27 protein-coding genes are annotated in these 22,990 nt (G+C 64.0%); 23 read left to right on the top strand and 4 right to left on the bottom strand.

The window, feature by feature from the left end; all coding sequences use genetic code 11:
* Positions 1–3: 3 nt before the first annotated feature.
* From rpsE to map, 6 genes are all read left to right on the top strand, one after another.
* A complete protein-coding gene (rpsE, locus tag ACWGQ2_RS04520; protein ID WP_176697540.1) occupies positions 4–678 on the top strand; it encodes a 30S ribosomal protein S5 in 675 nt (224 codons plus the stop codon).
* Complete coding sequence (rpmD, locus tag ACWGQ2_RS04515) at positions 678–890, top strand: 50S ribosomal protein L30 (protein ID WP_055239737.1); 213 nt, start codon at positions 678–680, stop codon at positions 888–890. Before rpsE ends, rpmD begins: the two co-directional genes overlap by 1 nt.
* Position 891: 1 nt before the next feature.
* Positions 892–1,347, top strand: coding sequence for a 50S ribosomal protein L15 (rplO, locus tag ACWGQ2_RS04510; protein ID WP_055239363.1), 456 nt, complete (start codon positions 892–894; stop codon positions 1,345–1,347).
* Positions 1,348–1,598: 251 nt separating this feature from the next.
* Positions 1,599–2,912: a preprotein translocase subunit SecY gene (gene secY, locus ACWGQ2_RS04505; RefSeq protein WP_422402105.1), complete on the top strand. Its 1,314-nt coding sequence runs from the start codon at positions 1,599–1,601 to the stop codon at positions 2,910–2,912.
* Entirely contained in the window at positions 2,909–3,481 is a 573-nt protein-coding gene (locus tag ACWGQ2_RS04500; RefSeq protein WP_452014781.1) for an adenylate kinase, read from the top strand. Before secY ends, ACWGQ2_RS04500 begins: the two co-directional genes overlap by 4 nt.
* Before the next feature lie 20 nt (positions 3,482–3,501).
* Positions 3,502–4,323, top strand: a complete 822-nt coding sequence (map, locus tag ACWGQ2_RS04495) for a type I methionyl aminopeptidase (RefSeq protein WP_452014779.1) — start codon at positions 3,502–3,504, stop codon at positions 4,321–4,323.
* 31 nt (positions 4,324–4,354) lie between these two features.
* Here the strand turns inward: map and ACWGQ2_RS04490 are convergent, their stop codons facing one another.
* Together ACWGQ2_RS04490 and ACWGQ2_RS04485 are read right to left on the bottom strand one after the other, a co-directional pair.
* Positions 4,355–5,200 carry a cytochrome c oxidase assembly protein gene (locus ACWGQ2_RS04490; protein WP_452014777.1) on the bottom strand — a complete coding sequence of 282 codons (846 nt, stop codon included), beginning with the start codon at positions 5,198–5,200 and terminating at the stop codon, positions 4,355–4,357.
* Positions 5,200–5,676 (bottom strand): DUF2243 domain-containing protein, encoded by a 477-nt coding sequence (locus tag ACWGQ2_RS04485; protein ID WP_452014775.1) that lies wholly within the window; start codon positions 5,674–5,676, stop codon positions 5,200–5,202. Before ACWGQ2_RS04485 ends, ACWGQ2_RS04490 begins: the two co-directional genes overlap by 1 nt.
* A 261-nt stretch (positions 5,677–5,937) precedes the next feature.
* On the opposite strand from ACWGQ2_RS04485, the gene ACWGQ2_RS04480 reads away from it, so the two are divergent.
* The 14 genes from ACWGQ2_RS04480 (at position 5,938) to glmM (ending at position 17,553) form a co-directional block, all read left to right on the top strand.
* Positions 5,938–6,936: a carbohydrate ABC transporter permease gene (locus ACWGQ2_RS04480; protein WP_452014773.1), complete on the top strand. Its 999-nt coding sequence runs from the start codon at positions 5,938–5,940 to the stop codon at positions 6,934–6,936.
* Positions 6,933–7,826: a carbohydrate ABC transporter permease gene (locus tag ACWGQ2_RS04475; protein WP_452014771.1), complete on the top strand. Its 894-nt coding sequence runs from the start codon at positions 6,933–6,935 to the stop codon at positions 7,824–7,826. Before ACWGQ2_RS04480 ends, ACWGQ2_RS04475 begins: the two co-directional genes overlap by 4 nt.
* A gap of 72 nt (positions 7,827–7,898) precedes the next feature.
* On the top strand, positions 7,899–9,275 hold the full coding sequence (locus ACWGQ2_RS04470) for an ABC transporter substrate-binding protein (protein WP_452014769.1): 1,377 nt from the start codon (positions 7,899–7,901) through the stop codon (positions 9,273–9,275).
* On the top strand, positions 9,272–10,030 hold the full coding sequence (locus tag ACWGQ2_RS04465; RefSeq protein ID WP_452014767.1) for a glycerophosphodiester phosphodiesterase: 759 nt from the start codon (positions 9,272–9,274) through the stop codon (positions 10,028–10,030). Before ACWGQ2_RS04470 ends, ACWGQ2_RS04465 begins: the two co-directional genes overlap by 4 nt.
* A gap of 188 nt (positions 10,031–10,218) precedes the next feature.
* Positions 10,219–10,440 (top strand): translation initiation factor IF-1, encoded by a 222-nt coding sequence (infA, locus tag ACWGQ2_RS04460; protein WP_055239372.1) that lies wholly within the window; start codon positions 10,219–10,221, stop codon positions 10,438–10,440.
* A gap of 69 nt (positions 10,441–10,509) precedes the next feature.
* A complete protein-coding gene (rpmJ, locus tag ACWGQ2_RS04455; protein WP_012397712.1) occupies positions 10,510–10,623 on the top strand; it encodes a 50S ribosomal protein L36 in 114 nt (37 codons plus the stop codon).
* 176 nt (positions 10,624–10,799) lie between these two features.
* Complete coding sequence (rpsM, locus tag ACWGQ2_RS04450; RefSeq protein WP_055239373.1) at positions 10,800–11,177, top strand: 30S ribosomal protein S13; 378 nt, start codon at positions 10,800–10,802, stop codon at positions 11,175–11,177.
* Between the two features lie 67 nt (positions 11,178–11,244).
* Positions 11,245–11,646, top strand: coding sequence for a 30S ribosomal protein S11 (rpsK, locus tag ACWGQ2_RS04445; RefSeq protein WP_055239374.1), 402 nt, complete (start codon positions 11,245–11,247; stop codon positions 11,644–11,646).
* Positions 11,647–11,831: 185 nt separating this feature from the next.
* Positions 11,832–12,842 (top strand): DNA-directed RNA polymerase subunit alpha, encoded by a 1,011-nt coding sequence (locus tag ACWGQ2_RS04440; RefSeq protein WP_055239375.1) that lies wholly within the window; start codon positions 11,832–11,834, stop codon positions 12,840–12,842.
* A 64-nt stretch (positions 12,843–12,906) separates the two neighbouring features.
* Positions 12,907–13,434: a 50S ribosomal protein L17 gene (gene rplQ / locus ACWGQ2_RS04435; RefSeq protein ID WP_452014763.1), complete on the top strand. Its 528-nt coding sequence runs from the start codon at positions 12,907–12,909 to the stop codon at positions 13,432–13,434.
* A 38-nt stretch (positions 13,435–13,472) separates the two neighbouring features.
* On the top strand, positions 13,473–14,402 hold the full coding sequence (locus tag ACWGQ2_RS04430; RefSeq protein ID WP_452014761.1) for a tRNA pseudouridine synthase A: 930 nt from the start codon (positions 13,473–13,475) through the stop codon (positions 14,400–14,402).
* A gap of 279 nt (positions 14,403–14,681) precedes the next feature.
* Positions 14,682–15,125, top strand: a complete 444-nt coding sequence (rplM, locus tag ACWGQ2_RS04425) for a 50S ribosomal protein L13 (protein ID WP_422402461.1) — start codon at positions 14,682–14,684, stop codon at positions 15,123–15,125.
* A 39-nt stretch (positions 15,126–15,164) separates the two neighbouring features.
* Positions 15,165–15,662 carry a 30S ribosomal protein S9 gene (rpsI, locus tag ACWGQ2_RS04420; RefSeq protein WP_091602713.1) on the top strand — a complete coding sequence of 166 codons (498 nt, stop codon included), beginning with the start codon at positions 15,165–15,167 and terminating at the stop codon, positions 15,660–15,662.
* A 520-nt stretch (positions 15,663–16,182) separates the two neighbouring features.
* Positions 16,183–17,553: a phosphoglucosamine mutase gene (glmM, locus tag ACWGQ2_RS04415; protein ID WP_452014758.1), complete on the top strand. Its 1,371-nt coding sequence runs from the start codon at positions 16,183–16,185 to the stop codon at positions 17,551–17,553.
* Between the two features lie 22 nt (positions 17,554–17,575).
* Here the strand turns inward: glmM and mscL are convergent, their stop codons facing one another.
* Both mscL and coaA read right to left on the bottom strand, forming a co-directional pair.
* Entirely contained in the window at positions 17,576–17,983 is a 408-nt protein-coding gene (gene mscL / locus ACWGQ2_RS04410) for a large conductance mechanosensitive channel protein MscL (RefSeq protein ID WP_452014756.1), read from the bottom strand.
* A gap of 50 nt (positions 17,984–18,033) precedes the next feature.
* The gene (gene coaA / locus ACWGQ2_RS04405; RefSeq protein ID WP_452014754.1) at positions 18,034–19,014 is read right to left on the bottom strand and encodes a type I pantothenate kinase; all 981 of its coding nucleotides are present in this window, start codon (positions 19,012–19,014) and stop codon (positions 18,034–18,036) included.
* Positions 19,015–19,128: 114 nt separating this feature from the next.
* On the opposite strand from coaA, the gene glmS reads away from it, so the two are divergent.
* Genes glmS through ACWGQ2_RS04390 form a run of 3 tightly spaced genes read left to right on the top strand, consistent with a single transcriptional unit; the run spans position 19,129 to position 22,951 of the window.
* Complete coding sequence (glmS, locus tag ACWGQ2_RS04400; RefSeq protein ID WP_452014752.1) at positions 19,129–21,009, top strand: glutamine--fructose-6-phosphate transaminase (isomerizing); 1,881 nt, start codon at positions 19,129–19,131, stop codon at positions 21,007–21,009.
* A 40-nt stretch (positions 21,010–21,049) separates the two neighbouring features.
* Complete coding sequence (locus tag ACWGQ2_RS04395) at positions 21,050–21,400, top strand: holo-ACP synthase (RefSeq protein WP_325789262.1); 351 nt, start codon at positions 21,050–21,052, stop codon at positions 21,398–21,400.
* Between the two features lie 9 nt (positions 21,401–21,409).
* A complete protein-coding gene (locus ACWGQ2_RS04390; protein WP_452014749.1) occupies positions 21,410–22,951 on the top strand; it encodes an NAD(P)H-hydrate dehydratase in 1,542 nt (513 codons plus the stop codon).
* The last annotated feature ends 39 nt before the right edge of the window (positions 22,952–22,990 follow it).

Below are 22,990 nucleotides of genomic sequence, written 5' to 3'. Positions count from 1 at the left end.
CAGGTGACTGAAGCTACATCTGCTGAGGCAACTGAGACCAAGGAAACCGCTGCCGCAGGCAACGACGACCGCCGCGGCGGCCGCCGGGGCGAGCAGCGCTCTGACCGTGGAGGCCGTGACCGCGGCGGACGCGGCGGACGCGACGGCGGACGCAATGATGACAAGGACAAGTTCATTGAACGCGTCGTGACCATCAACCGCGTCGCCAAGGTGGTCAAGGGTGGTCGTCGCTTCAGCTTCACCGCCCTGGTTGTTGTCGGTGACGGCAACGGCATGGTCGGCGTTGGCTACGGCAAGGCAAAGGAAGTTCCCTCGGCTATCGCCAAGGCAGTCGAGGAAGCGAAGAAGTCCTTCTTCCGCGTTCCCCGCATTGCCGGCACCGTCCCGCACCTGGTGCAGGGCGAAGCAGCCGCAGGCGTCGTCCTGCTCCGTCCGGCTTCCCCGGGTACCGGCGTTATCGCCGGTGGTCCGGTCCGAGCCATCCTCGAGTGCGCCGGTATCCACGACGTGCTTTCCAAGTCGCTGGGTTCCTCCAACGCGATCAACATCGTGCACGCCACGGTTGACGCGCTGAAGCGCCTCGAAGAGCCGCAGGCTGTGGCTGCCCGCCGTGGCCTGCCGCTGGACGAAGTTGCTCCCGCAGCGATGATCCGCAACATGCAGAAGGCTGGTGCATGATGACTACTCCGAAGCGCGTTGCCGTCAGCTCGGCACAGCTGGAAATCACCCAGATTAAGTCCACCATCGGTGGTAAGCAGAATCAGCGCGACACGCTGCGTTCACTCGGCCTGAAGCACATCGGCGACTCCGTCGTCCGCAGTGCAGACGCCGTGACCGTTGGCATGATCAACACGGTTCCGCACCTCGTGAAGGTTGAGGAGGCGAAGTAACATGGCCGAAGATAACAAAGCTCTGAAGGTCCACCACCTGCGTCCTGCTCCGGGTGCCAAGACGGCTAAGACCCGTGTTGGCCGCGGTGAAGGTTCCAAGGGTAAGACCGCTGGCCGCGGTACCAAGGGTACTGCCGCCCGCTACCAGGTCAAGGCCGGTTTCGCAGGCGGGCAGCTGCCGCTGCACATGCGTCTGCCGAAGCTGCGCGGCTTCAAGAACCCGTTCAAGGTTGAGTTCCAGGTTGTAAACCTGGACAAGATCTCTGAGCTGTTCCCCGAAGGAGGCGAGGTCACCGTAGAGGCCCTCGTTGCCAAGGGTGCCGTGCGCAAGAACCAGCCCGTCAAGGTGCTGGGCACCGGCGACATCACCGTCAAGGTTGACGTCAAGGCCGATGCATTCTCTGCAAGCGCAGCCGAAAAGATCGCTGCAGCAGGCGGATCGACCACGGCGCTCTAAGCACCGTGTTCCTGAACGCGCACATCCGCTGCCGGCCCCGGGTTTTCCCGGGTGCCGGCGGCGGGTTGTGCGCTTTCCTGCATGCCACTAAGCTCCCGGAAGGCCGTAAAACGGCCGGCCGGGGGCTTGGTGCCTTTAACGCTCCCGCCGCTGCTATGTTCGATAACGCAACAGCGGCCCTGAGCGGATAGACTCAGGTTTTGTTCGAGTCCCGCCGGGACTCATTTCCACACTTTTCTTCAGGAGGACGCTTGCTTAGCGCTATTGGCCGGGCTTTCCGGACGCCAGACCTGCGACGCAAGCTGTTGTTTACGCTGGGAATCATCACTATCTTCCGCATGGGTGCTTTTATCCCGGCCCCGGGTGTTGACTACGGCAATGTGCAGCAGTGCTTGGCTCTTGGCGCCACTTCGGGTGGTCTCTACGAGTTCGTAAACCTCTTCAGCGGCGGCGCCCTGCTGCAGGTCTCAGTCTTCGCCCTCGGCATCATGCCGTACATCACCGCCAGCATCATCGTGCAGCTGCTGCGCGTGGTGATCCCGCACTTCCAGGCACTGTATGAGGAAGGCCAGCAGGGACAGTCAACGCTCACGCAGTACACCCGCTACCTGACCATCGCCCTGGGCCTGCTGAACGCAACCACCGTAGTCTCGCTGGCTCGTTCCGGTGCCCTGTTCAACAATCAGTGCTCCGTGCCGATCATCCCGGATGACAACATCATCACGATCCTGCTGCTGATCATCACCCTGACTGCCGGCACCGGCCTCATCATGTGGATGGGTGAACTGGTCACCGAGAAGGGCGTCGGCAACGGCATGTCCCTGCTCATCTTCACCTCGATCGTGGCCAGCTTCCCCAGCGCCCTGGGCGCCATCCTGACGGCACAGGGCTGGACCATCTTCCTCGGCGTGATTGCGATCGGCATTGTGACGGTTGCCCTGGTCATCTTCGTGGAGCAGTCCCAGCGCCGTGTCCCGGTCCAGTACGCCAAGCGCATGGTCGGACGCCGCACGGTCGGCGGCACAAACACCTACATCCCCATCAAGGTCAACATGGCCGGCGTGATCCCCGTGATCTTCGCTTCCTCCATGCTGTACCTGCCGTCCCTGCTGGCACAGTTCAACACCCCCACGGACGGCTCCGCGCCGCCGGAATGGGTTGTCTGGATCAACAACTACCTGACCTCCGGGGACCATCCGCTGTACATGGCCGTGTACTTCCTGATGATCGTGTTCTTCACGTACTTCTACGTCTCGATCACCTTCAACCCCGAAGAAGTCTCGGAAAACATGAAGAAGTACGGCGGCTTCATTCCCGGCATCCGTGCCGGGCGCCCCACCGCCGAATACCTGCAGTACGTGCTCTCCCGCATTACCCTGCCCGGCGCCATGTATTTGGGCATTGTTGCCCTTATTCCGCTGATTGCCCTGGTGCTGGTCGGGGCAAACCAGAACTTCCCGTTCGGCGGAACCTCGATCCTCATCATGGTTGGTGTGGGACTCGAGACGGTCAAACAAATTGACGCACAGCTCCAGCAGCGTCACTACGAAGGGTTATTGCGATGACACGTCTGCTCATTATTGGGCCTCCCGGTGCCGGCAAGGGAACACAGGCTTCCCGTATTTCGGAACGGCTTGGCGTCAGCGCAATCTCCACCGGAGACATCTTCCGCTCCAACGTGAAGAACCTGACCCCGCTCGGCATCGAAGCCAAGAAGTACATCGACGCCGGCAACTTCGTTCCGGATGAAGTCACCAACAACATGGTGCGTTCCCGCCTGCAGGAGGAGGACGTCCAGGACGGCTTCCTGCTTGACGGCTACCCGCGCACCACCGCGCAGGTCGAGGAGCTCGACGACATCCTCGCAGCTGGAGGCGACAGTCTCGACGCCGTGCTCCTGCTGACCGCCGACGACGAAGAGCTGGTCCAGCGCCTGCTCCGCCGTGCGGAAATCGAGGGCCGGACGGACGACAACGAGGAAGTCATCCGCCACCGCCTCGAGCTGTACAAGCAGCAGACCGCCGACGTCGTTGCCAGCTACGAGAAGCGCGGGATTGTTACCCGCGTTGACGGCCTCGGCGACATCGACGAAGTCACCGAGCGCGTTATGCAGGCACTCAAGCAGACCAGCTAGAACAGACAGAAGGCGAGACGTTGGCCCAGCCGCGGATCCAGTACAAAACCAACGCGCAGATGCGCACCATGCGCGAGGCAGGTCTGGTGCTGATTAAGGCACTGGATGCGGCGGTCGCGGCCGCCCGCCCTGGCGTTACAACGGCAGAGATCGACAAGGTCTTCGCCGGTGTTCTCGCCGAGGCGGGAGCGACGTCGAACTTCCTGGGCTATTACGATTTCCCCGCAACCATCTGCACCTCGGTGAACGAGGAAGTCGTCCACGGCATCCCGGGGAACAAGGTGCTGGCGGACGGGGACATCATCTCGATCGACGGCGGCGCCGTAGTGGACGGCTGGCACTCCGATTCGGCCCGCACCGTGATTGTGGGTACGGCCGACCCGGAAGACCAGCGGCTCTCTGACGTTACCGAGAACGCCATGTGGCACGGCATCGCAGCCGCAGCCAAGGGCCGGTTCGTGGGAGATATCGGTGCCGCCATCGATGACTACGTCAGCTCCGTTCCGGGGAAACCCCTGGGCATCCTGGAGGACTACGTGGGCCACGGCATCGGTTCGGAAATGCACCAGGCCCCGGATGTGCTGAACTACCGGACCAGCCACCGCGGCCCCAAGCTGAAGCCCGGCATGTGCCTGGCGATCGAACCCATGCTGGTGCGCGGCGGCATCGAGACCGTCACCCTGGAAGACGACTGGACCGTTGTAACCACCGACGGCGCCCGATCCTGCCAGTGGGAACACTCAGTAGCTATCCACGAGAAGGGGATCTGGGTGCTCACGGCTCCCGACGGCGGGGCGTCGCGACTCGCGCCGCTGGGCGTCACGCCGGTGCCCATTCCCTAACCACTGGATGCTGCCGGTCCGTTTCCCGGCTTCAGCTCACCGGATCTTCGGTCCGAAGGCCCGTTCCGCCCACCGCGGAACGGGCCTTTTGCGTGTCCGGGGTGGTGGGGATGGCCCCTGCGGTGGACCGCGCCGGCGCTGAACTGCGGTACCACTGCAGGCAGAACACCACCATCACTGCGATCTCCACGGCTCCGCCTGCGTAGTACATTGCCATGGCTCCGGATTCGGCAGCAGCCGCTTGAACACCCGCCGGCGGATCGGCGTACAGCGACTTCGCCAGGATGTTGTGGGCTGCTGCGGTTGCAATCAGTACCGCGGCCCGCAGCCGCGTGCCGGCCCGGTGCGGATTCGGGTCCCGGCCAATCAGCGCTGCGGTCCAGAGATATCCGGCGGCCACCAGATGGAATGTGACCAGCCAGTGCACCGGTGCCAGCGCGGTCATTGCGTCAAGGAGAGGCGTCCGGAACATCAGGAACATGCCCCCAACGTTCAGGACCGCCGCCGTTACCGCATGGGAAAGGAACCGGGCAGGGCTGCTCCGCAGGAGGCGGACCAAACGGCGGGCCGGCCGTTTGTCCATGACACGCAGTGCCAAAGTCACTGGCCTGGAGAGTACAAGCAGCAGCGGCGCCAGCATTCCCGCCGCCACGTGGGAGAGCGCCAGCCAGGTGAAGTTCGTGTGGGCCAGGGCAGGAAGCGGACCCAGAACGGTCAGCAGGGCCAGGACCAGTCCCAGCAGAAACGCGCCGGTGCGGTATAGCGGCCAGGCCGCCGCCCGGTTGGAGCGGGCTCCCGCCGTGTAAGCTGCCGCAGCCGCCAGGGCCGGGACCAAAAAAAGGACCTCGGCCGGGAAAGCGCCCGCAGAATGGTGCATCAGCTTCCGGGCCTGCCCGCGGGAGCTTCCCGGGTGCGGAGCAGCAGGACGATTCCCGCCCCGAGCATCAGCAGAGCCGCGGTGTTCCATGCCAGGTCGTAGGGCAGCAGCTCAACTTCGTAGCGGATTTGGTGCAGGTTCAGCAGCTTGTGCTGAACGGTCCCGTCGTAAAGCTGGAAGGCACCGGCACCAAGCAGGACGGCACCGCCCCAGCGCGGGGGGATCAGGATGCCGCGGCGGCGCAGGTCCGCGAACAGGAACAATCCAGCAACCACGGCGAACCAGCCAAATGCGTGGAACAGTCCATCGGAGAACAGGCCCGCGGCAGCGGTCGACCGGTCGTAGAAATGATGCCACTGCAGCAGCTGGTGGAAGACCACCTCGTCAATGAAGGCAGCGGTGCCGATTCCCACCAGGACGCCGGAGAGCACGTTCCTGCGGTGCGGCCTGAGTACAGCGGTGCCGGGAGAACTCATGGCCCCGAGACTAGCAAACCGTCCCGGACCCGGCAGCAGGCGAGCGGCGGGCCGGCCCCGGTCTCTCGAAGCCTCCTGCCTTGGAACACTGGAGCGCGGGTATCCCCACGTCACAAAGTGAACGCCTTCTTAACGCCGGCTGAAAGCACTTCCAACGTGCGCTGAAGTCTTCTTTGAATGCCCGGTTTTGGGCTTTCTGCTCCTGGCCAAAAACCTACGCTGAAGGCGTCAATCAGCTCCCGACGAAGGTTTGCACCTGCTATGTCATCCACCACTTTGTCCCCGCCGGGACACGCCGGGGCCGCCGGCCGGGGAACCGGATCCATTCCGGACAGCCCGCCTCCAGGCCGCAGCCGGTCTTCGCGCCGGCCGGCTGCCCGGCGCCGGAACAAAACCTCCAACTGGCTGCTGTTCGCTCTGCTGGCCGGACCGAACATCGCCCTGCTGCTGGTCTTCACCTACAAGCCGCTGCTGCAGTCCCTGTACTACTCGACACTTCAGTGGAACATCGGGTCGGCGGTTGCCCGTCCGGTGGGGCTGCGGAACTACACCGACTGGCTGAGTGCGCCCGGTACGCCGCAGGTCATTGGCGTCACTGTCGTTTTCACGCTGGCCACTGTGGGCGGAGGCATGGTCATTGGCCTCGCCCTCGCCCTGCTCCTGAACAGCAGGCTAAACCTCAGGGGCGCGGCCCGCACCATCATCGTGGCACCGTACGTGCTCTCCGGCGTCGCCGTCGGCCTGCTGTGGCTCTTCGTTTTCGATCCGAACTTCGGTGTCACATCCGCGCTGCTGCAGGCCGTGGGCCTGCCTTCTCCGGACTGGTACAACGATCCGGGTTACTCGCTGGCCATGGTCATCATCGTCTACCTCTGGAAAAACGTGGGCTACGTAGCCCTCATTTATCTGGCGGGCCTGCAGGCAATTCCCAGGGACCTGCTCGAGGCCGCGTCCCTGGACGGGGCAGGACGACTGAGGACCCTGCTGGGTATCACCCTTCCGCTGCTCGGGCCCACCACGTTCTTCCTCTCGGTGACGACCCTGCTCAGCTCCCTGCAGTCCTTCGACATCATCCAGGCGATGACCAAGGGCGGTCCGCTGGAAGGCACCACCACCATGATGTACCAGATCTACCAGCAGGGTTTTGTGGCAGGAACCGCCGGATACTCATCCGCAATTGCCACCATCCTGTTCCTGGTGCTCCTGGCCATCACCCTCCTGCAGCTGAAATTCGTTGAACGGAAGGTGCACTACTCGTGAGCACCGTACTGACCCCCGCCCCGCCTGCCCCGTCTGCTCCGGCTGCCGGCCCCCAGCCGGGCCCCGGCACCAGGCGGAAGATCTCCGCGGGCGGCTACACAGCCATGGCCGCCGCAGTGGCCGTTATGATCCTGCCGCTGGGCTGGATGATGCTCGCCAGCTTCAAGGAACCGGATGAGATCTATACGGTTCCGATCCAGTGGCTGCCTGCCGGCTGGGACCTGTCCAACTACGCAGCTGCCCTAGAACGGGTTCCGTTCGGCTCCTTCTTTGCGAATTCACTGCTCGTGACCCTCATCGGTGCCGGGCTGAAGATCTTCCTGGGCCTGACAACCGCCTACGCGCTGGTCTTCCTGGACGTGCCGTTCAAGAAGGTGTTCTTCGCCGTCGTGATTTTCGCCCTGCTTATTCCGCAGCAGATCGTGATCATTCCGAACTACACGCTGGTGGCCGAACTCGGCTGGCTGAACACCTATCAGGGCATCATCCTGCCCGGACTGGCCAGCGCGTTTGGAACCTTCCTGTTCCGCCAACACTTCCTGTCACTGCCGCCCTCGGTCCTGGAAGCTGCAGTGCTCGACGGCGCCGGCCACTTCCGCAGGCTGTTCCAGTTTGTGGTTCCCATGTCCGCACCGACGATCGCCGCCGTCGCTCTGGTCTCCGTGGTCAACGAATGGAACGAATACCTCTGGCCCCTGCTGGTGGTGGACCGTGCCGAGATGATGACGCTGCCGGTGGGGCTCACCCTCCTGCAGAACAACGACGGCGTCACTAACTGGGGCGTGCTGATGGCCGGAACGGTGCTGGTCACCTTGCCCGTCCTGGCCCTGTTCTTTGTCCTCCAGCGCCGGATCGTCTCCGGCCTGACCGCAGGCGCTGTAACCGGCTGAGCCCGGTCCCGCCCGCACCCACCCCAAACCCCTGTTTCTTACTGCAACCCGCAGCGAATCCCAAAGGAAATCATGAAGAATCGTCTTGCCCCCGCCGTTGCCGCAGCCACCCCTGCCGGCCTGTCCCGCCGGAACATCCTTGCCCTTGCCGGCATTCTGGGAGGTTCCGCCGCACTGGCCGCCTGCGGCGGCCCGTCCACTGCAGGGACGCCGGGAGCGGTGGAAACCGCGGGCACCGACTGGGCGTCCGTCACCCCCGCCAAGAAAATCACCTGGTGGTCCAACCACCCCGGCGCTTCCAAACCGATTGAAGAAGAGCTGATCCGCCGGTTCACCGTGGAAACCGGAATCGAGGTTGAGCTGGTAACCGCAGGGGCCAACTACGACGAAGTTGCCCAGCGTTTCCAGGCCTCTGCCGGCACCAACAACGTTCCGGACCTTGTCGGAGCCAGCGACGTCTGGTGGTTCCGCTACATGATCAACGGCCAGATCCTCCCCGTCGATGACGTGGCTGCGCACCTGGGAATCGACACCGCGGACTACAACACCGGCCTGTACAACGACTACGAGTTCAACGGAAAGCACTGGGCCTTCCCCTACGCCCGGTCCACGCCGCTCTTCTACTACAACCGGGATCTGTTCAAGGCGGCCGGACTGCCGGACCGTGCACCGAAGACCTGGGACGAATACAACTCCTGGGCACCGGCACTGGCAGCAGCGAACGGCGGCGCCGTTCCCATGGCCCTGGGCTCAAACACCTCCTGGTCCGCCTGGTGGTTCTGCAACATCATGTGGGGCCTGGGCGGCCAGTACTCGCAGGAATGGAACATCACCCTGGATGATCCCAAGACCCTGGAAGCCGGAGAGTTCCTGCGCCGGATGATCCACCAGGACAAATCCGTGGCCGTCTCCGCTGCGGACTATGTTGCCGACTTCACCGCCGGCGTCAGCACCTGCACCATTGCTTCCACCGGCTCACTGAGCGGCATCATGGAAGCCGCCAAGTTCGACGTCGGTACGGGCTTCCTGCCCGAAGGGCCCGCGGGCCCGGCCTGCCCCACGGGCGGCACCGGCATCGCCATCCCCGCTGACATAGCCCCGGAGCAGCAGCTGGCAGCAGCCATGTTCCTGAAGTTCATCGGCGAGCCGGAGCAGACGGCGTACTTCTCTGCCAACACCGGCTACATGCCGGTGCGGACGTCCGCCGCGGACGGCGCAGAGATGCAGGCCGTCTACGCCAAGGCGCCGCAGTTCCGCACCGCCGTGGACCAGCTGGCAACCACCCGGGTGCAGGACTGGGCCCGCTCCTTTGTTCCCTCCGGCGACCAGCACTTGACCACGGCACTGGAGAAGATCATGCTTCAGGACACTCCGGCAGCGGACGCCTTCGCCGCCGCCGCGGATGCCATTGCCAAGTCCTTCGAACAGAACGTCGAGCCGTACCTGTGAACCTGGTGAACATCGCCCACCGCGGCAACTCAGTGCGCGCACCCGAAAACACACTGGCCGCCTTCGCCTCCGCGGCGGCGGCCGGGGCCGGGATGATCGAGACCGACCTGCAGCTCAGCGCGGACGGGGCCGTGGTGCTGATCCACGATGACACCCTGAACCGCACCGGCGGGCGGGACGGCCGCGTAGCGGACCTCACCGCGTCTGAGCTGCAGAGTGCAGATGCCGGATCCTGGTTCTCGGCCGAGTACGCGGGGGAGCGAATCCCTCTCTTGACAGACCTGGCGGACTTCGCCGCCGGGCATCCGGAGCTGGACTGGCTGCTGGAATTCAAGGGCGAGTGGACGCCGGACCAGGCAGCAGGGGCAGCGGAGATCCTGAGGGATGCCGGTATGGCCGAACGCTGTGTGCTGCAGGGGTTCTCGCCACGCACAGTGCGGAGCCTGCACGCTGCCGCACCGGAGATGGACCGCGGATTGCTGATCATGATGCCGCCGGCTCCGGGGGAGGAAAGCCAGCTGCTGGCGTTTCTCGCTGAAACCGCCACCGGCTACTGCAATCCGCACGGCGGGATACTGGGCTCGGCCCCGCGCCTGGTTTCCGCTCTGCAGAACGAAGGCGTGAAGGTCTTCCCCTGGACGCTCAACGAACAGGCCCAGTGGGAAGCGGCAGCCGCTGCCGGTGTGGACGGGATCATCACCGACCGGCCCGCGGAGCTGGCCAAGTGGTCCAGACAGGGGCAAAGCCGCAGCTGAAAGTCCGGAGGGGCAGCGGGATTTAACTTATCCGGGGGTGTGCCGTAGAGTTATCTGTTGGTTGTCTCTACATTCGTGCCCTTTTCCAACCGGCCCCGGCCAGCTGGAGCGGCACGCGGGGAGAGACCATCAAACACCAAAAACCGCTGCCCCGGCAATTAGGGGCGGCACAGACGTTAGCGGAGGATATGGCCAAGAAAGACGGCGTCATAGAGATTGAGGGCTCGGTCAACGAAGCCCTGCCCAATGCGATGTTCCGCGTTGAGCTGGCCAATGGCCACATTGTGCTCGCACACATCTCGGGAAAGATGCGTCAACACTACATTCGCATCCTCCCCGGAGACCGCGTTGTGGTGGAACTTAGCCCGTACGACCTCACCCGGGGCCGTATCGTCTACCGCTACAAGTAACAACCAAGGCTCCGGTTCACTCCCAGGAGGGAACTGGAGTTCAACCCTGCAACCACGCAAAGGAAAACCATGAAGGTCCAGCCGAGCGTCAAGCAGATCTGCGATAAGTGCAAGGTGATTCGCCGTAACGGCCGAGTCATGGTGATCTGCGAGAACCCGCGCCACAAGCAGCGCCAGGGCTAAGAAGCGGCTACTGTTCCGGCCCCAAACCGGAGCGCGCTAAGCCCACGCGTAGTAATTGAATATGGCAGTACAGCGTCTGATACGCGTGACGCACACCCCCGGTACGGAGGCCGGGGACCTGGAAACAGGGACGTACTGCTTCAGACCTCCGGTAACACCAAAGGAGAACCGCCAATATGGCACGTCTCGCCGGCGTAGACATTCCCCGCGAAAAGCGGGTTGTCATTGCGCTTACCTACATCTACGGCGTGGGCAAGACCCGTGCAGAGCAGACCCTGGCAGAGACCGGCATCAGCCCGGACACTCGCGTCAAGGACCTCACCGATGCTGAACTCGTTCAGCTGCGTGACTACATCGAGGGCAACTTCAAGGTTGAGGGTGACCTCCGCCGCGAGGTAGCAGCCGACATCCGCCGCAAGGTCGAGATTGGCAGCTACCAGGGCATCCGCCACCGCCGCGGCATGCCTGTCCATGGCCAGCGCACCAAGACCAACGCTCGTACCCGCAAGGGCCCGAAGCGCACCGTTGCCGGTAAGAAGAAGGCCGGCCGCTAAATAACGCGGTCCAGGCCATGATCTGCACAGCCAGGTCACCTAAACCAAACTCTTTGTAGGAGAAGTAATGCCCCCCAAGACTCGTGGAGCGGTACGCAAGCCGCGTCGCAAGGATAAGAAGAATATCGCGCTGGGCCAGGCGCATATCAAGAGCACTTTCAACAACACCATCGTGTCCATCACGGACCCGACCGGTGCTGTTATCTCATGGGCTTCCGCCGGTGAGGTTGGCTTCAAGGGCTCCCGTAAGTCCACCCCGTTCGCTGCGCAGATGGCTGCTGAAGCCGCTGCCAAGCGTGCACAGGAGCACGGCGTCCGCAAGGTCGACGTCTTCGTGAAGGGTCCGGGATCCGGGCGCGAGACCGCGATCCGTTCGCTGCAGGCCACCGGCCTGGAAGTTGGCACCATTCAGGATGTCACCCCGAGCGCACACAACGGCTGCCGTCCCCCGAAGCGCCGCCGCGTCTAATTCGCATTCGTTGCCGGTGCCTGTGCCGTGAACGGTTTTCCTGCCTGGCAGGGGACCCGGACACGGCACAGGCCCGGGTGCGAGGCTGCTAGCCGTCCAAGACGCGCGCGGGGGTGTCCCCGTCGTCGTCGTTTCCACCATTTGTGTTGCGTCATATAGCGGACGCTCGCTGAAAGGAAATGCAAGTGCTCATTGCACAGCGCCCCACCCTCACTGAAGAAGTAGTAGCCGACAACCGCTCCCGGTTCATCATCGAACCGCTGGAGCCGGGCTTCGGTTACACGCTTGGCAACTCGCTTCGCCGTACGCTCCTTTCCTCCATCCCCGGTGCTGCCGTAACCAGCATCCGGATCGACGGAGTTCTGCACGAGTTCACCACCGTTCCCGGTGTTAAGGAAGATGTCACTGAGATCATCCTTAACGTCAAGAACCTCTCGGTGTCCTCCGAGCACGACGAGCCCGTCGTGGCTTACCTGCGCAAGCAGGGCCCCGGCGTCGTCACTGCCGCGGACATTGCTCCGCCGGCCGGCGTCGAGTTCCACAACCCGGATCTGCACATCGCCACCCTGAACTCGAAGGGCAAGTTCGAACTCGAACTGACCATCGAGCGTGGACGTGGCTACGTTTCCGCAAGCCAGAACAAGTCCGGCGACCAGGAGATCGGCCGTATTCCGGTTGACTCCATCTACTCGCCGGTCCTGAAGGTGACCTTCCGCGTGGAGGCCACCCGTGTCGAGCAGCGCACCGACTTCGACCGCCTGATCGTCGACGTCGAAACCAAGGATGCCATTGCACCGCGCGACGCCGTCGCCTCTGCCGGTACCACCCTGGTTGAGCTTTTCGGCCTGGCCCGTGAACTGAACACCGCAGCTGAAGGCATCGAAATTGGTCCGAGCCCCACGGATGCCGCACTGGCAGCCGACATGGCCCTGCCGATCGAGGACCTTGAGCTGACCGTGCGCTCCTACAACTGCCTCAAGCGCGAAGGCATCCACACCGTGGGTGAACTCGTAGCCCGCTCCGAGGCTGACCTGATGGACATTCGCAACTTTGGTGCGAAGTCCATCGACGAGGTGAAGGCGAAGCTGGTTGAACTGGGTCTGTCCCTGAAGGATTCTCCTCCCGGGTTTGATCTGGCCGCCCGCGCCGCAGCCATCGAAGAGGACGAGTCCGAGTTCTCGGACGACGAGCTCTAAACACGCAAAATCTTGCCGTCAGTGCCTAGGAGCACTGCGCGGCACCGTTTGAGGAGAAAATGTAATGCCTACACCCACCAAGGGTAAGCGCCTCGGAGGCAGCCCGGCTCACCAGCGCCTGATGCTGGCGAACCTGGCCGCCCAGCTGTTCGAGCACAAGCAGATCACCACCACGGTGACCAAGGCCAAGCGCCTGCGCCCGTACGCCGAGCGCCTGATCACCTTCGCAAAGCGTGGAGACCTGTCTTCCCGCCGCCGCGTCCTGGCCCTGATCTCTGACAAGGGTCTCGTTCACGAGCTCTTCACCGAGATCGCACCGGCTGTCGCCCAGCGCGACGGCGGCTACACCCGCATCACCAAGATCGGCAACCGCAAGGGCGACAACGCTCCCATGGCCGTCATCGAACTGGTGCTGGAACCGCTTTCCGCCAAGCAGTCTGTCGTAGCAGAGGCTTCCACCGCTGCTGCTGCCGCTGCTCCGGCTCCGGTTGCTGAGTCCGCCGATTCGGCTGACTCCAGCGATTCGGCTGATTCCGCAGAGTCTGCCGACTCCGCTGACGAAGCTGCTGAGGAAACCGAAGAGAAGAAGTAATTCTTCGATTTGTTCGCTGTGCCCTTAATATTGAGGGTATGACGATCGAGAGGCCCGCTGTCCCTAACCCGGACGGCGGGCCTCTTCGTATTCGGCTGGACCTCTCCTACGACGGCGCGCCCTTTGCGGGCTGGGCCGTCCAGCCCGGACTGACTACGGTCCAGGGGACTCTGGAAACCGCTCTCGCTGTCCTCTTCCGGCAGCCTGTCCGGGTCACCGTTGCAGGACGGACAGATGCCGGCGTGCATGCACGCGGCCAGGTTGTCCACTTCGACACCACACCGGACAAGTGGGCCGCCCAGGCCCGCAGCACAGACCTTGAGCCCGCCGAGGCGTTCCGTCGCCGCCTGCGCGGTGTCCTAAACCGGGAACTGACCGTACCGCTCAAGGAAGCCGGCCTATCCCGCCGTGCGGTTGATGCCATGGCCGGTGCCATCGAAATCCATGAGGCCTCCATCGCTCCGGCCGGTTTCGACGCGCGGTTCTCAGCTCTCTGGCGGCGCTACAGTTACCGCATCGCGGACCGGACCCCAGACTGGGATCCGCTGCAGCGCAGCATCACGCTGTGGCACAAGACGCCCCTGGACGAAGCGGCGATGAATGAGGCCGCTGCAGGCGTGCTGGGGGTTCAGGACTTCCTGTCCTTCTGCAAGCCCCGCGAGGGTGCCACCACCATCCGGGAACTCCAGGAGTTCGCTTTCACCCGCAGGCCGGACGGAATCCTGGAAGCCTGCCTGAAGGCAGACGCCTTCTGCCACAACATGGTGCGGTCCCTGATCGGGGGAGCGCTGCTGGTTGGGACGGGGGAGCGCCGGCCTGGCTGGCTGGCTGAACGTATGTTCGCCCGGATCCGGGACTCGAACTCCAAACTGGCGCCTCCTCATCCGCTGGTGCTGGAAGAAGTGAAGTATCCAGGCGGTGCGGAGCTGCGGGCCCGGGCGGAAACGACAAGGGCGCTCAGGGAATAGAATAGACTCAGGCAAGAGCATGCCTGCCGGGACTTTTGACCTGACCCGGTAAGCAGGCTATTGTTTATAGTCGTTGTGCGTGTCCTACCTCGATAGGCCTATGCCCACGGGAGCGGCTCAGTTGCAGAGCCACCTGGCCCCGGGGAGATAGCCGAGATCTCAGGACCACTGGTTAATTCAGTCCTCACCTGACCATCCGGTAACGCATAGAGAAGCTGCACTGCGTATGGCATCCATATGCGGCGCGCCACCTAAGAAGAAGAAACGAAGGCAAAAACCGTGCGTACGTACACCCCGAAGCCCGGCGACATCAACCGCCAGTGGCACGTCATTGACGCCACCGACGTTGTCCTAGGCCGTCTTGCCAGCCAGACCGCAACACTGCTGCGCGGAAAGCACAAGCCGACCTTTGCTCCCCACATGGACATGGGCGATTTCGTCATCATCATCAACGCTGAGAAGGTTGCCCTGACCGGCGCCAAGCTCGAACAGAAGCGTGCCTACCGCCACTCCGGTTTCCCGGGCGGCCTGTCCTCCGTCAACTATGCCGAACTGCTGGAAAAGAACCCGGTGCGCGCAGTTGAGAAGGCCATCCGCGGCATGCTGCCCAAGAACTCCCTCGCTGCACAGCAGATGGGCAAGCTGAAGGTCTACGCAGGTGCCGAGCACCCGCACGGCGCCCAGCAGCCCAAGACCTTCGAAATCACCCAGGTCGCCCAGTAGTTCTGGCCCGCCAACTAAGAAATTAATTCAAGGAGAATCGTGGCTCAGAACACTGAAGAGCTGAATGAAAACACCGAGGAGCTCACCAGCTACACCTCGGAAACCCCTGACGCTGCCGAATCGGCCGTCAAGGAACGCCCTGCCCTGACCGTTGCAGGTTCCGCTGTTGGCCGCCGCAAGGAAGCAATCGCCCGCGTGCGCGTTGTTCCCGGCACCGGCAAGTGGATCGTCAACGGCCGCGAACTGGCTGACTACTTCCCGAACAAGCTGCACCAGCAGGAAGTCAACGAGCCGTTCAAGCTCCTCGACCTCGACGGCGCATACGACGTCATCGCCCGTATCCACGGCGGCGGCGCTTCCGGCCAGGCTGGCGCACTGCGTCTCGGCGTTGCCCGTTCGCTGAACGAGATCGACCGCGAGAACAACCGCCCGGCCCTGAAGAAGGCAGGCTTCCTGACTCGCGACGCACGCGTCATCGAGCGTAAGAAGGCCGGTCTCAAGAAGGCCCGCAAGGCACCTCAGTACTCCAAGCGCTAATTCAGCGCTACCCGTTCTGCAGGCGCTGGAGCGCCTGCAGAACGGGGCCCTCGCGCTGAATTGGCGCTTGGCTCCACAAGCGCTAATTCAGCAGAGTGGGCGCTTGGCTCCACAAGCGCTAATTCAGCAGAGTGGGCGCTTAGCTCCACAAGCGCTAATTCAGGGTTTGTTGAACCAGAGGGTTATACAGAAGGCCCCCGGCAGTTGCCGGGGGCCTTCTGCGTGCCCGGCAATGGGATTGCCGCCAGGACAAACCACGCATCGACTCGCCGCATACAGCGGGAAACCGGACTTTGTGCGGAACCGGACACCGGCACTGCGTAAACCCAAGCCAGCGGCGGGGCCTCCTGGACCGGAGAGACACAGAAATCCAGCATGCTGAAGCGCAGGGGAGCGGGCGTTTCGCCGCAGGTGATACTGAGGTGGCAGAATAGGCGCGGGGGTTGCGCCTGACCCCGAGCCGGATAGTCCCCCGCGTTCCCGGTTTTCCTGGCGTCTACATGTTTTAAGGATTCATTGGATGACACGACTGTTTGGTACCGACGGTGTGCGGGGACTGGCTAATGGCCTGATTACCGCCGAAGTAGCTCTCAACCTGGCCCAGGCTGCTGCCGTGGTGCTGGGCCACCGGCAAGTGACCGCAGGCAAGCGCCCGGTGGCAGTCGTTGCCCGGGATCCGCGCATCAGCGGAGATTTCATCTCCGCAGCCATCGAAGCTGGGCTGGCGAGTTCAGGGATCGACGTGTTCGATGCAGGGATCCTGCCCACGCCCGCTGCCGCGTTCCTGGTGGCGGATCTGGAAGCTGACTTCGGCGTCATGATTTCCGCATCCCACAACGCTGCACCGGACAACGGCATCAAATTCCTGGCCCGTGGCGGCAAGAAGCTCGACGACGCGCTCGAGGATGCCATTGAGGCAGAGATGCAGGCTCCCGGGTTCCGTCCTACCGGTGCGGCAGTCGGACGGATTAAACGCTTTGCGGACGCGGAGGACCGTTACGTTGTCCACCTGCTGCAGACCCTTCCCCACCGTCTCGACGGACTCAAGGTGGTTCTGGACTGCGCCCACGGCGCCGCCAGCGGCTGCTCGCCCCAGGTATTCGCCGACGCCGGTGCTGAAGTGATCGTCATCGGTGCGGAGCCGGACGGCATCAACATCAATGACGGCTACGGCTCCACCCACCTTGGACCGCTGCAGGCCGCGGTCCTGGAGCACGGTGCTGATCTTGGCATTGCCCACGACGGCGACGCCGACCGGTGCCTTGCAGTGGACGCTGAAGGCAGCATCGTTGACGGTGACCAGATCATGGCCATCATGGCCGTAGCCATGAAAGCGTCGGGCCAGCTCAAGGACGACGCACTCGTAGCGACAGTCATGAGCAACCTCGGCCTCAAGCTGGCGCTGCGCGAAGCGGGCATTTCCATCCGCGAGACCGGGGTGGGAGACCGCTACGTACTCGAAGCCATGCGCGAAGGCGGCTACAGCCTCGGCGGCGAACAGTCGGGCCACGTCATCTTCTCCAAGTACGCGACCACGGGCGACGGCGTCCTGACCGGCCTCCAGCTCGCCGCGCAGGTTGCCAAGACCGGACGCAGCCTGAAGCAGCTGGCGAGCATCATGGACAAGCTTCCGCAGGTGCTTATCAACGTCAAGAACGTGGACAAGTCCTCAGCGGCGACCAACGAGGCCGTCCGCCAGGCCGTTGTGGACGCACAGGAAAAGCTCGGGGAAACCGGCCGGGTCCTGCTGCGTCCCTCCGGAACCGAACCGCTGGTGCGCGTCATGGTTGAAGCAGCAGACATGGAGACAGCCCAGTCCGTAGCCGCAAGGCTTGCTGCAGTTGTCGAAGCCAACCTGTCCCTGAAAGCGTCCCAGGACGCCGTCGTATAGCCGGATCCGGGCCGGGACGCTGCTAGTGTTTCGGCCCGCTCGGTGACTGCGCGGTGAGGGCGTCCCGGATCTCGGTCAGCAAAGCTACCTGAGGATCAGCTGACTGTTCCGGGGTTATTCCCAGCCGCCGGTTCCGCCGTTCGATCATTTTGTTCATAGGCAGGACGATCGCGAAATAGACGGCCGCCGCGACCAGCAGGAAGTTCACGATCGCCGTCAGCAGGACCCCGAACTGGATCTGGTTGCCGTTCAGGGTCACCACGGCAAAACTGTCGAAGTTCGGGGAACCTACCAGCCCGGAGATGAACGGCATAAGCACCGCCGAGACCAGGGCGTTCACGACGGTTGTAAAGGCTGCTCCAATGATCACGGCCACAGCCAGATCCAGGACGTTGCCCTTCATAATGAAGTCTTTGAATCCCTTTAGCATGTGGCCAGAGTAGCCCCCGGAGTGAGCGGCGCGCCGCCCTTTCCCCGCTTTTAAGTCTTACGGAGCAGCATGCGCCTTACCGAGTGGTCGGCGTCCTTGGTGAGCACCAGCTGCGCCCGGCCACGGGTGGGCAGGACGTTGGTCACCAGGTTGGGCTCGTTGATCCGCTTCCAGATGTCCAGTGCCGTCTGCCGGGCCTCATGGTCGGTCAGCGCCGCGTAACGGTGGAAGTACGACGCGGGATTCGCAAAGGCGCCGCTGCGCAGCGACTGGAACCGCTGGACGTACCACTCCTCGATGTATGAGGTGCGGGCGTCCACGTAGATCGAGAAGTCGAAGAAGTCGCTCAGGGCGAGCCCCGAGCGGCCGTCCGGGCGCGTACGTGCCGGTGCCAGCACGTTCAGGCCCTCGACAATAAGAACATCGGGACGACGAACCACGATTTCCGAATCCGGAACAATGTCATAGGTAAGGTGCGAATACCGTGGCGCGCGGACTTCCTCCGCGCCGGACTTCACCGCGCTGACAAACCGAAGCAGCCGGCGGCGGTCATAGCTTTCCGGGAAACCCTTGCGTTCCATCAGACCCCTGCGCCTGAGCTCAGCGTTCGGATACAGGAACCCGTCAGTGGTTATCAGCTCCACGTTCGGCGTGTCCGGCCAGCGGCGGAGCATCTCCCGCAGCACGCGGGCAGTCGTGGACTTGCCCACGGCCACGGAACCGGCCACACCGATGACAAACGGCGTGCGGGTTGTCTGCTCACCCAGGAACGTTGTGGTGGCACTGTGCAGCTTGCCTGCCGCTGCCACATAGAGGTTCAGCAGTCTGGAGAGCGGCAGATAGACCTCACGCACCTCGTCGAGGTTCAGCTGGTCTCCGAGTCCGCGCAGACGGGTGATGTCCTCCTGGTTCAGCGGAGACTCGATCTCGTGGGACAAGCGTGACCAGGTCTGCCGGTCCAGCTCAACGAACGGAGTGAAGTTTGTCTCTTGGCCGTTGCCGGACGTTGGCTTCGGGGTTGGTTCGGTCACTCTAGGAATTGTGCACTGCCCCGGCGGGCATTCCAAACGGTGAACAGGCCCGGAGCGGCGCCGGACGGTGCCGCATTTACGTTGTAAGCGGGTGCTGCCGGTAGTCTTAGCACCATGTGTGGAATCGTAGGTTATACCGGCCGCCCGGGTGCTGCCGCAGCAATTGGACACAACGCCCTGGACGTTGTCATGGAAGGCCTGAAGCGGCTCGAATACCGCGGCTATGACTCCGCGGGAGTAGCGGTGCTGACGCCCGCCGGCGCCGTCGACTCACGGAAGAAGTCCGGCAAGCTGGCGAACCTGGTGGCAGAGCTGGAAGCTGCCCCGCTGCCAGAGGCGACCACCGGCATCGGCCACACCCGCTGGGCCACGCACGGCGGTCCGACGGACGGCAACGCACACCCGCACCTGGCGGACAATGACCGCCTCGCCCTGATCCACAACGGGATCATCGAAAACTTTGCCGAGCTCAAGGAAGAGCTCCTGGCAGCCGGGACGGTATTCCGTTCCGAAACTGACACCGAGGTGGCCGCTGCGCTCCTTGGCAGCATCTACGCCGGCGAGGGCAACCGGGACCTCGCACTGAGCATGCAGCTTGCCTGCCAGCGGCTGGAGGGTGCCTTCACCCTGCTTGCCGTCCACGCCGACTCACCGGACACCGTGGTGGCCGCACGCCGGAACTCCCCGCTCGTCGTCGGACTGGGTGAGGGCGAGAACTTCCTTGGCTCAGACGTCTCCGGCTTCATCGATTTCACCCGCCGCGCCGTGGAACTCGGCCAGGACCAGATTGTCACCATCACCCCGGACTCCGTGGAGATCACCGACTTCTACGGCGCACCCGCTGAGGGCACGGAATTTGACGTGAACTGGGACGCCGCAGCCGCAGAAAAGGGCGGCTACGAGTCCTTTATGGAGAAGGAAATCAATGACCAGCCGCAGGCAGTTGCAGACACCCTGCTGGGCCGCTCGGACGCCGACGGCCGCCTGACACTGGACGAGCTCCGGGTCAGCCCGGAGGAACTGAAGTCCATCAACAAGATCATGGTGCTTGCCTGCGGAACGTCCGCCTACGCGGGCCAGGTAGCCAAGTACGCCATCGAGCACTGGTGCCGCATCCCGGTGGAGGTCGAGCTCAGCCACGAGTTCCGCTACCGCGACCCGATCGTGGACGCAAACACCCTGATCGTGGCCATCTCCCAGTCGGGAGAGACCATGGATACGCTGATGGCCGTCCGCTACGCCAAGGAACAGGGCGCAAAGGTCCTGGCGATCTGCAACACCAACGGCTCCACCATCCCGCGCGAAGCAGACGCCGTGCTCTACACGCACGCCGGACCGGAAATCGCCGTTGCCTCGACCAAGGCCTTCCTCGCACAGATCACTGCCACGTACCTGCTGGGCCTGTACCTGGCGCAGATCCGCGGCAACAAGTTCCAGGGCGAAATCAAGGACATCTTGGCCGATCTGGGCAAGGTACCGGCCAAGATCCAGCAGGTGCTGGACAGCGCCGAAGACATCAAGGAACTCGGCAACCTGATGTCCGGCACTTCCTCCGTCCTGTTCCTGGGCCGCCACGTTGGCTTCCCGGTGGCCATGGAAGGTGCGCTGAAGCTGAAGGAACTGGCGTACATCCACGCCGAAGGCTTCGCTGCCGGTGAGCTCAAGCACGGACCGATCGCGCTGATCGAAGAAGGCCAGCCGGTCTTTGTAGTGGTGCCCTCACCGCGCGGCCGCGATTCACTGCACGCCAAGGTGGTCTCCAATATCCAGGAGATCCGCGCCCGCGGCGCCAAGACCATCGTGATCGCCGAAGAAGGCGACGACGCCGTGAAGGCCTACGCGGAGCACGTCTTCTATGTGCCCGAGACGCCGACGCTGCTGGCACCGCTGCTGACCACGGTTCCGCTGCAGATCTTCGCCTGCGCCCTGGCCACTGCCAAGGGCTACGACGTCGACCAGCCGCGTAACCTGGCCAAGTCCGTCACCGTCGAGTAATTCGACCTAACCGTCAGCCACAAGGACCAGGGGGAGCGCCATGATTGTCGGCATTGGAGTGGACGTCGTGGACGTCCCGCGGTTTGGCCGCCAGCTGGAGCGGACACCGGGACTGCGGGCCCGGCTGTTTGTCCCGGCAGAACGCGAACTGAACCTGCGTTCCCTGGCCGCCCGGTTCGCTGCGAAGGAAGCGGTGGCCAAGGCGCTTGGTGCTCCGGCAGGAATGAACTGGCAGCACTGCCAGATTGAGCTTGACGCCGCAGGTGCGCCCCGGGTCCGTGTGGAGGGCACTGTTGCTGCCGCTGCGGAAGCACGAGGTGTCCGGGTTTGGCACCTGTCCCTGAGCCACGACGGCGATCTGGCCACTGCCATGGTGGTCGCTGAAGGCTAGTCTGTACGCATGATCAGTGCGTACTCCGGGACCGCCGTCCGGGCTGCCGAACGTCCGCTGCTGGACGAAGGCGCCGGGGCGGAACTTATGCAGGCGGCAGCCTACGGCTTGTCCGCAGCTGCGGCACGGCTCCTCAAGGAACGGCGCGGCCGGACGTACGGCGCCCGGTGCGTGGTCCTTGCCGGAGCCGGGAACAACGGTGGCGACGCCCTGTACGCCGGGACGCGGCTCCTGCAGCGCGGGTGCGCCGCCACCGCGGTGCTTACCTCCTCGTCGGCCCACGCTGAGGCTCTGGCGGCCTTCCGGGCACAGGGCGGACGGGTCCTGGCACTGAACGAGGACACTGCCGCTGCAGCTCTGATGCTCTGCCGGAAGGCCGACCTGGTCCTGGACGGGATCCTTGGAACCGGCGGAAAAGGAGGGCTGCGCGGGCCCGCAGCGGGGATGGCTGCCCTGACTCCTGCGCGGCAGCGGCGGGGCCAGTCTCCCGCCGTCGTCGCCTGCGACCTGCCCAGCGGGATCGATGCGGACACCGGGCAAGCACCCGGGCCGCACCTTACTGCGGACCTGACGGTGACTTTCGGTGCTCTGAAAACGGGGCTGACAGCCGGGCCCGGTGCCACGGCCTCGGGACGCATCGAACTTATCGACATCGGGATCACCCCTTATCTGGGTACCCCCGCCGTCCAGCGCCTCCTGGCACCGGACATTGCAGCGCTGCTGCCGCACCCCGCCCCGGGGGACCAGAAGTACAGCAGGGGAGTGCTGGGCATAGCTGCCGGATCGGACACCTATCCCGGCGCCGCTGTACTGGCCACCGGCGCTGCCCTGGCCACGGGCACAGGGATGGTGCGGTATCTGGGGCCGGAGCCGGTTCGGCGGCTGATCAACCAGGTGCATCCGGAGGCGGTCTGCGCAGACAGCACGGTTTCACTGACCCACGTACAGGCCTGGGTTGCGGGCCCCGGTGCGGGGACGGACGAAGCCCAGCGGCGCCGGGCTGTGGATGCGATGGCCTCCGGGCTGCCGTGTGTGATCGACGCGGACGCCCTCGCCGCCGTCGAGCCGGGCCTCGGCCCGCAGGTGATCCTGACCCCGCACGCCGGTGAACTCTCAGCCCTGCTGGGCAGGCTGGGCGAACCTGCGGCACGGGAGGCGATCGAAGCCGATCCGTTGACCTGGGTACAGAAAGCTGCCGAGCTAACCGGCGCCACCGTCCTGCTGAAGGGCTGGGCAACATTGGTTGCTGCACCCGACGGCGGCGGTGTCTACAGCCAGGCCGAAGCAACGTCCTGGCTGGCTACCGCGGGCAGCGGTGACACGCTCTCGGGCATCCTCGGTGCCATGCTCTCCACCGGCCGGGATTCCGCTCCTGAACCCGGGCACTACGCCCGCGTTGCGGCGGCTGCAGCCAGCATCCACGGACGCGCCGGGAAGCTCGCCGCACGTCAGGGACCGGTGCAGCCTTCCCTCCTGCCCGACGCCGTCCGTGAGGTAATTTCCGCCATGCAGCAGTGGCGTCCCGGGTCCGGGGAAGCTGGCATACTGTAGAAAAGTAAGCAGGCATAGTATTTTGCCTGCCAACCACCG

It is taken from the genome of Arthrobacter sp. NPDC055585, assembly GCF_053619115.1.
This window is presented reverse-complemented; position numbering and strand designations above follow the sequence as displayed.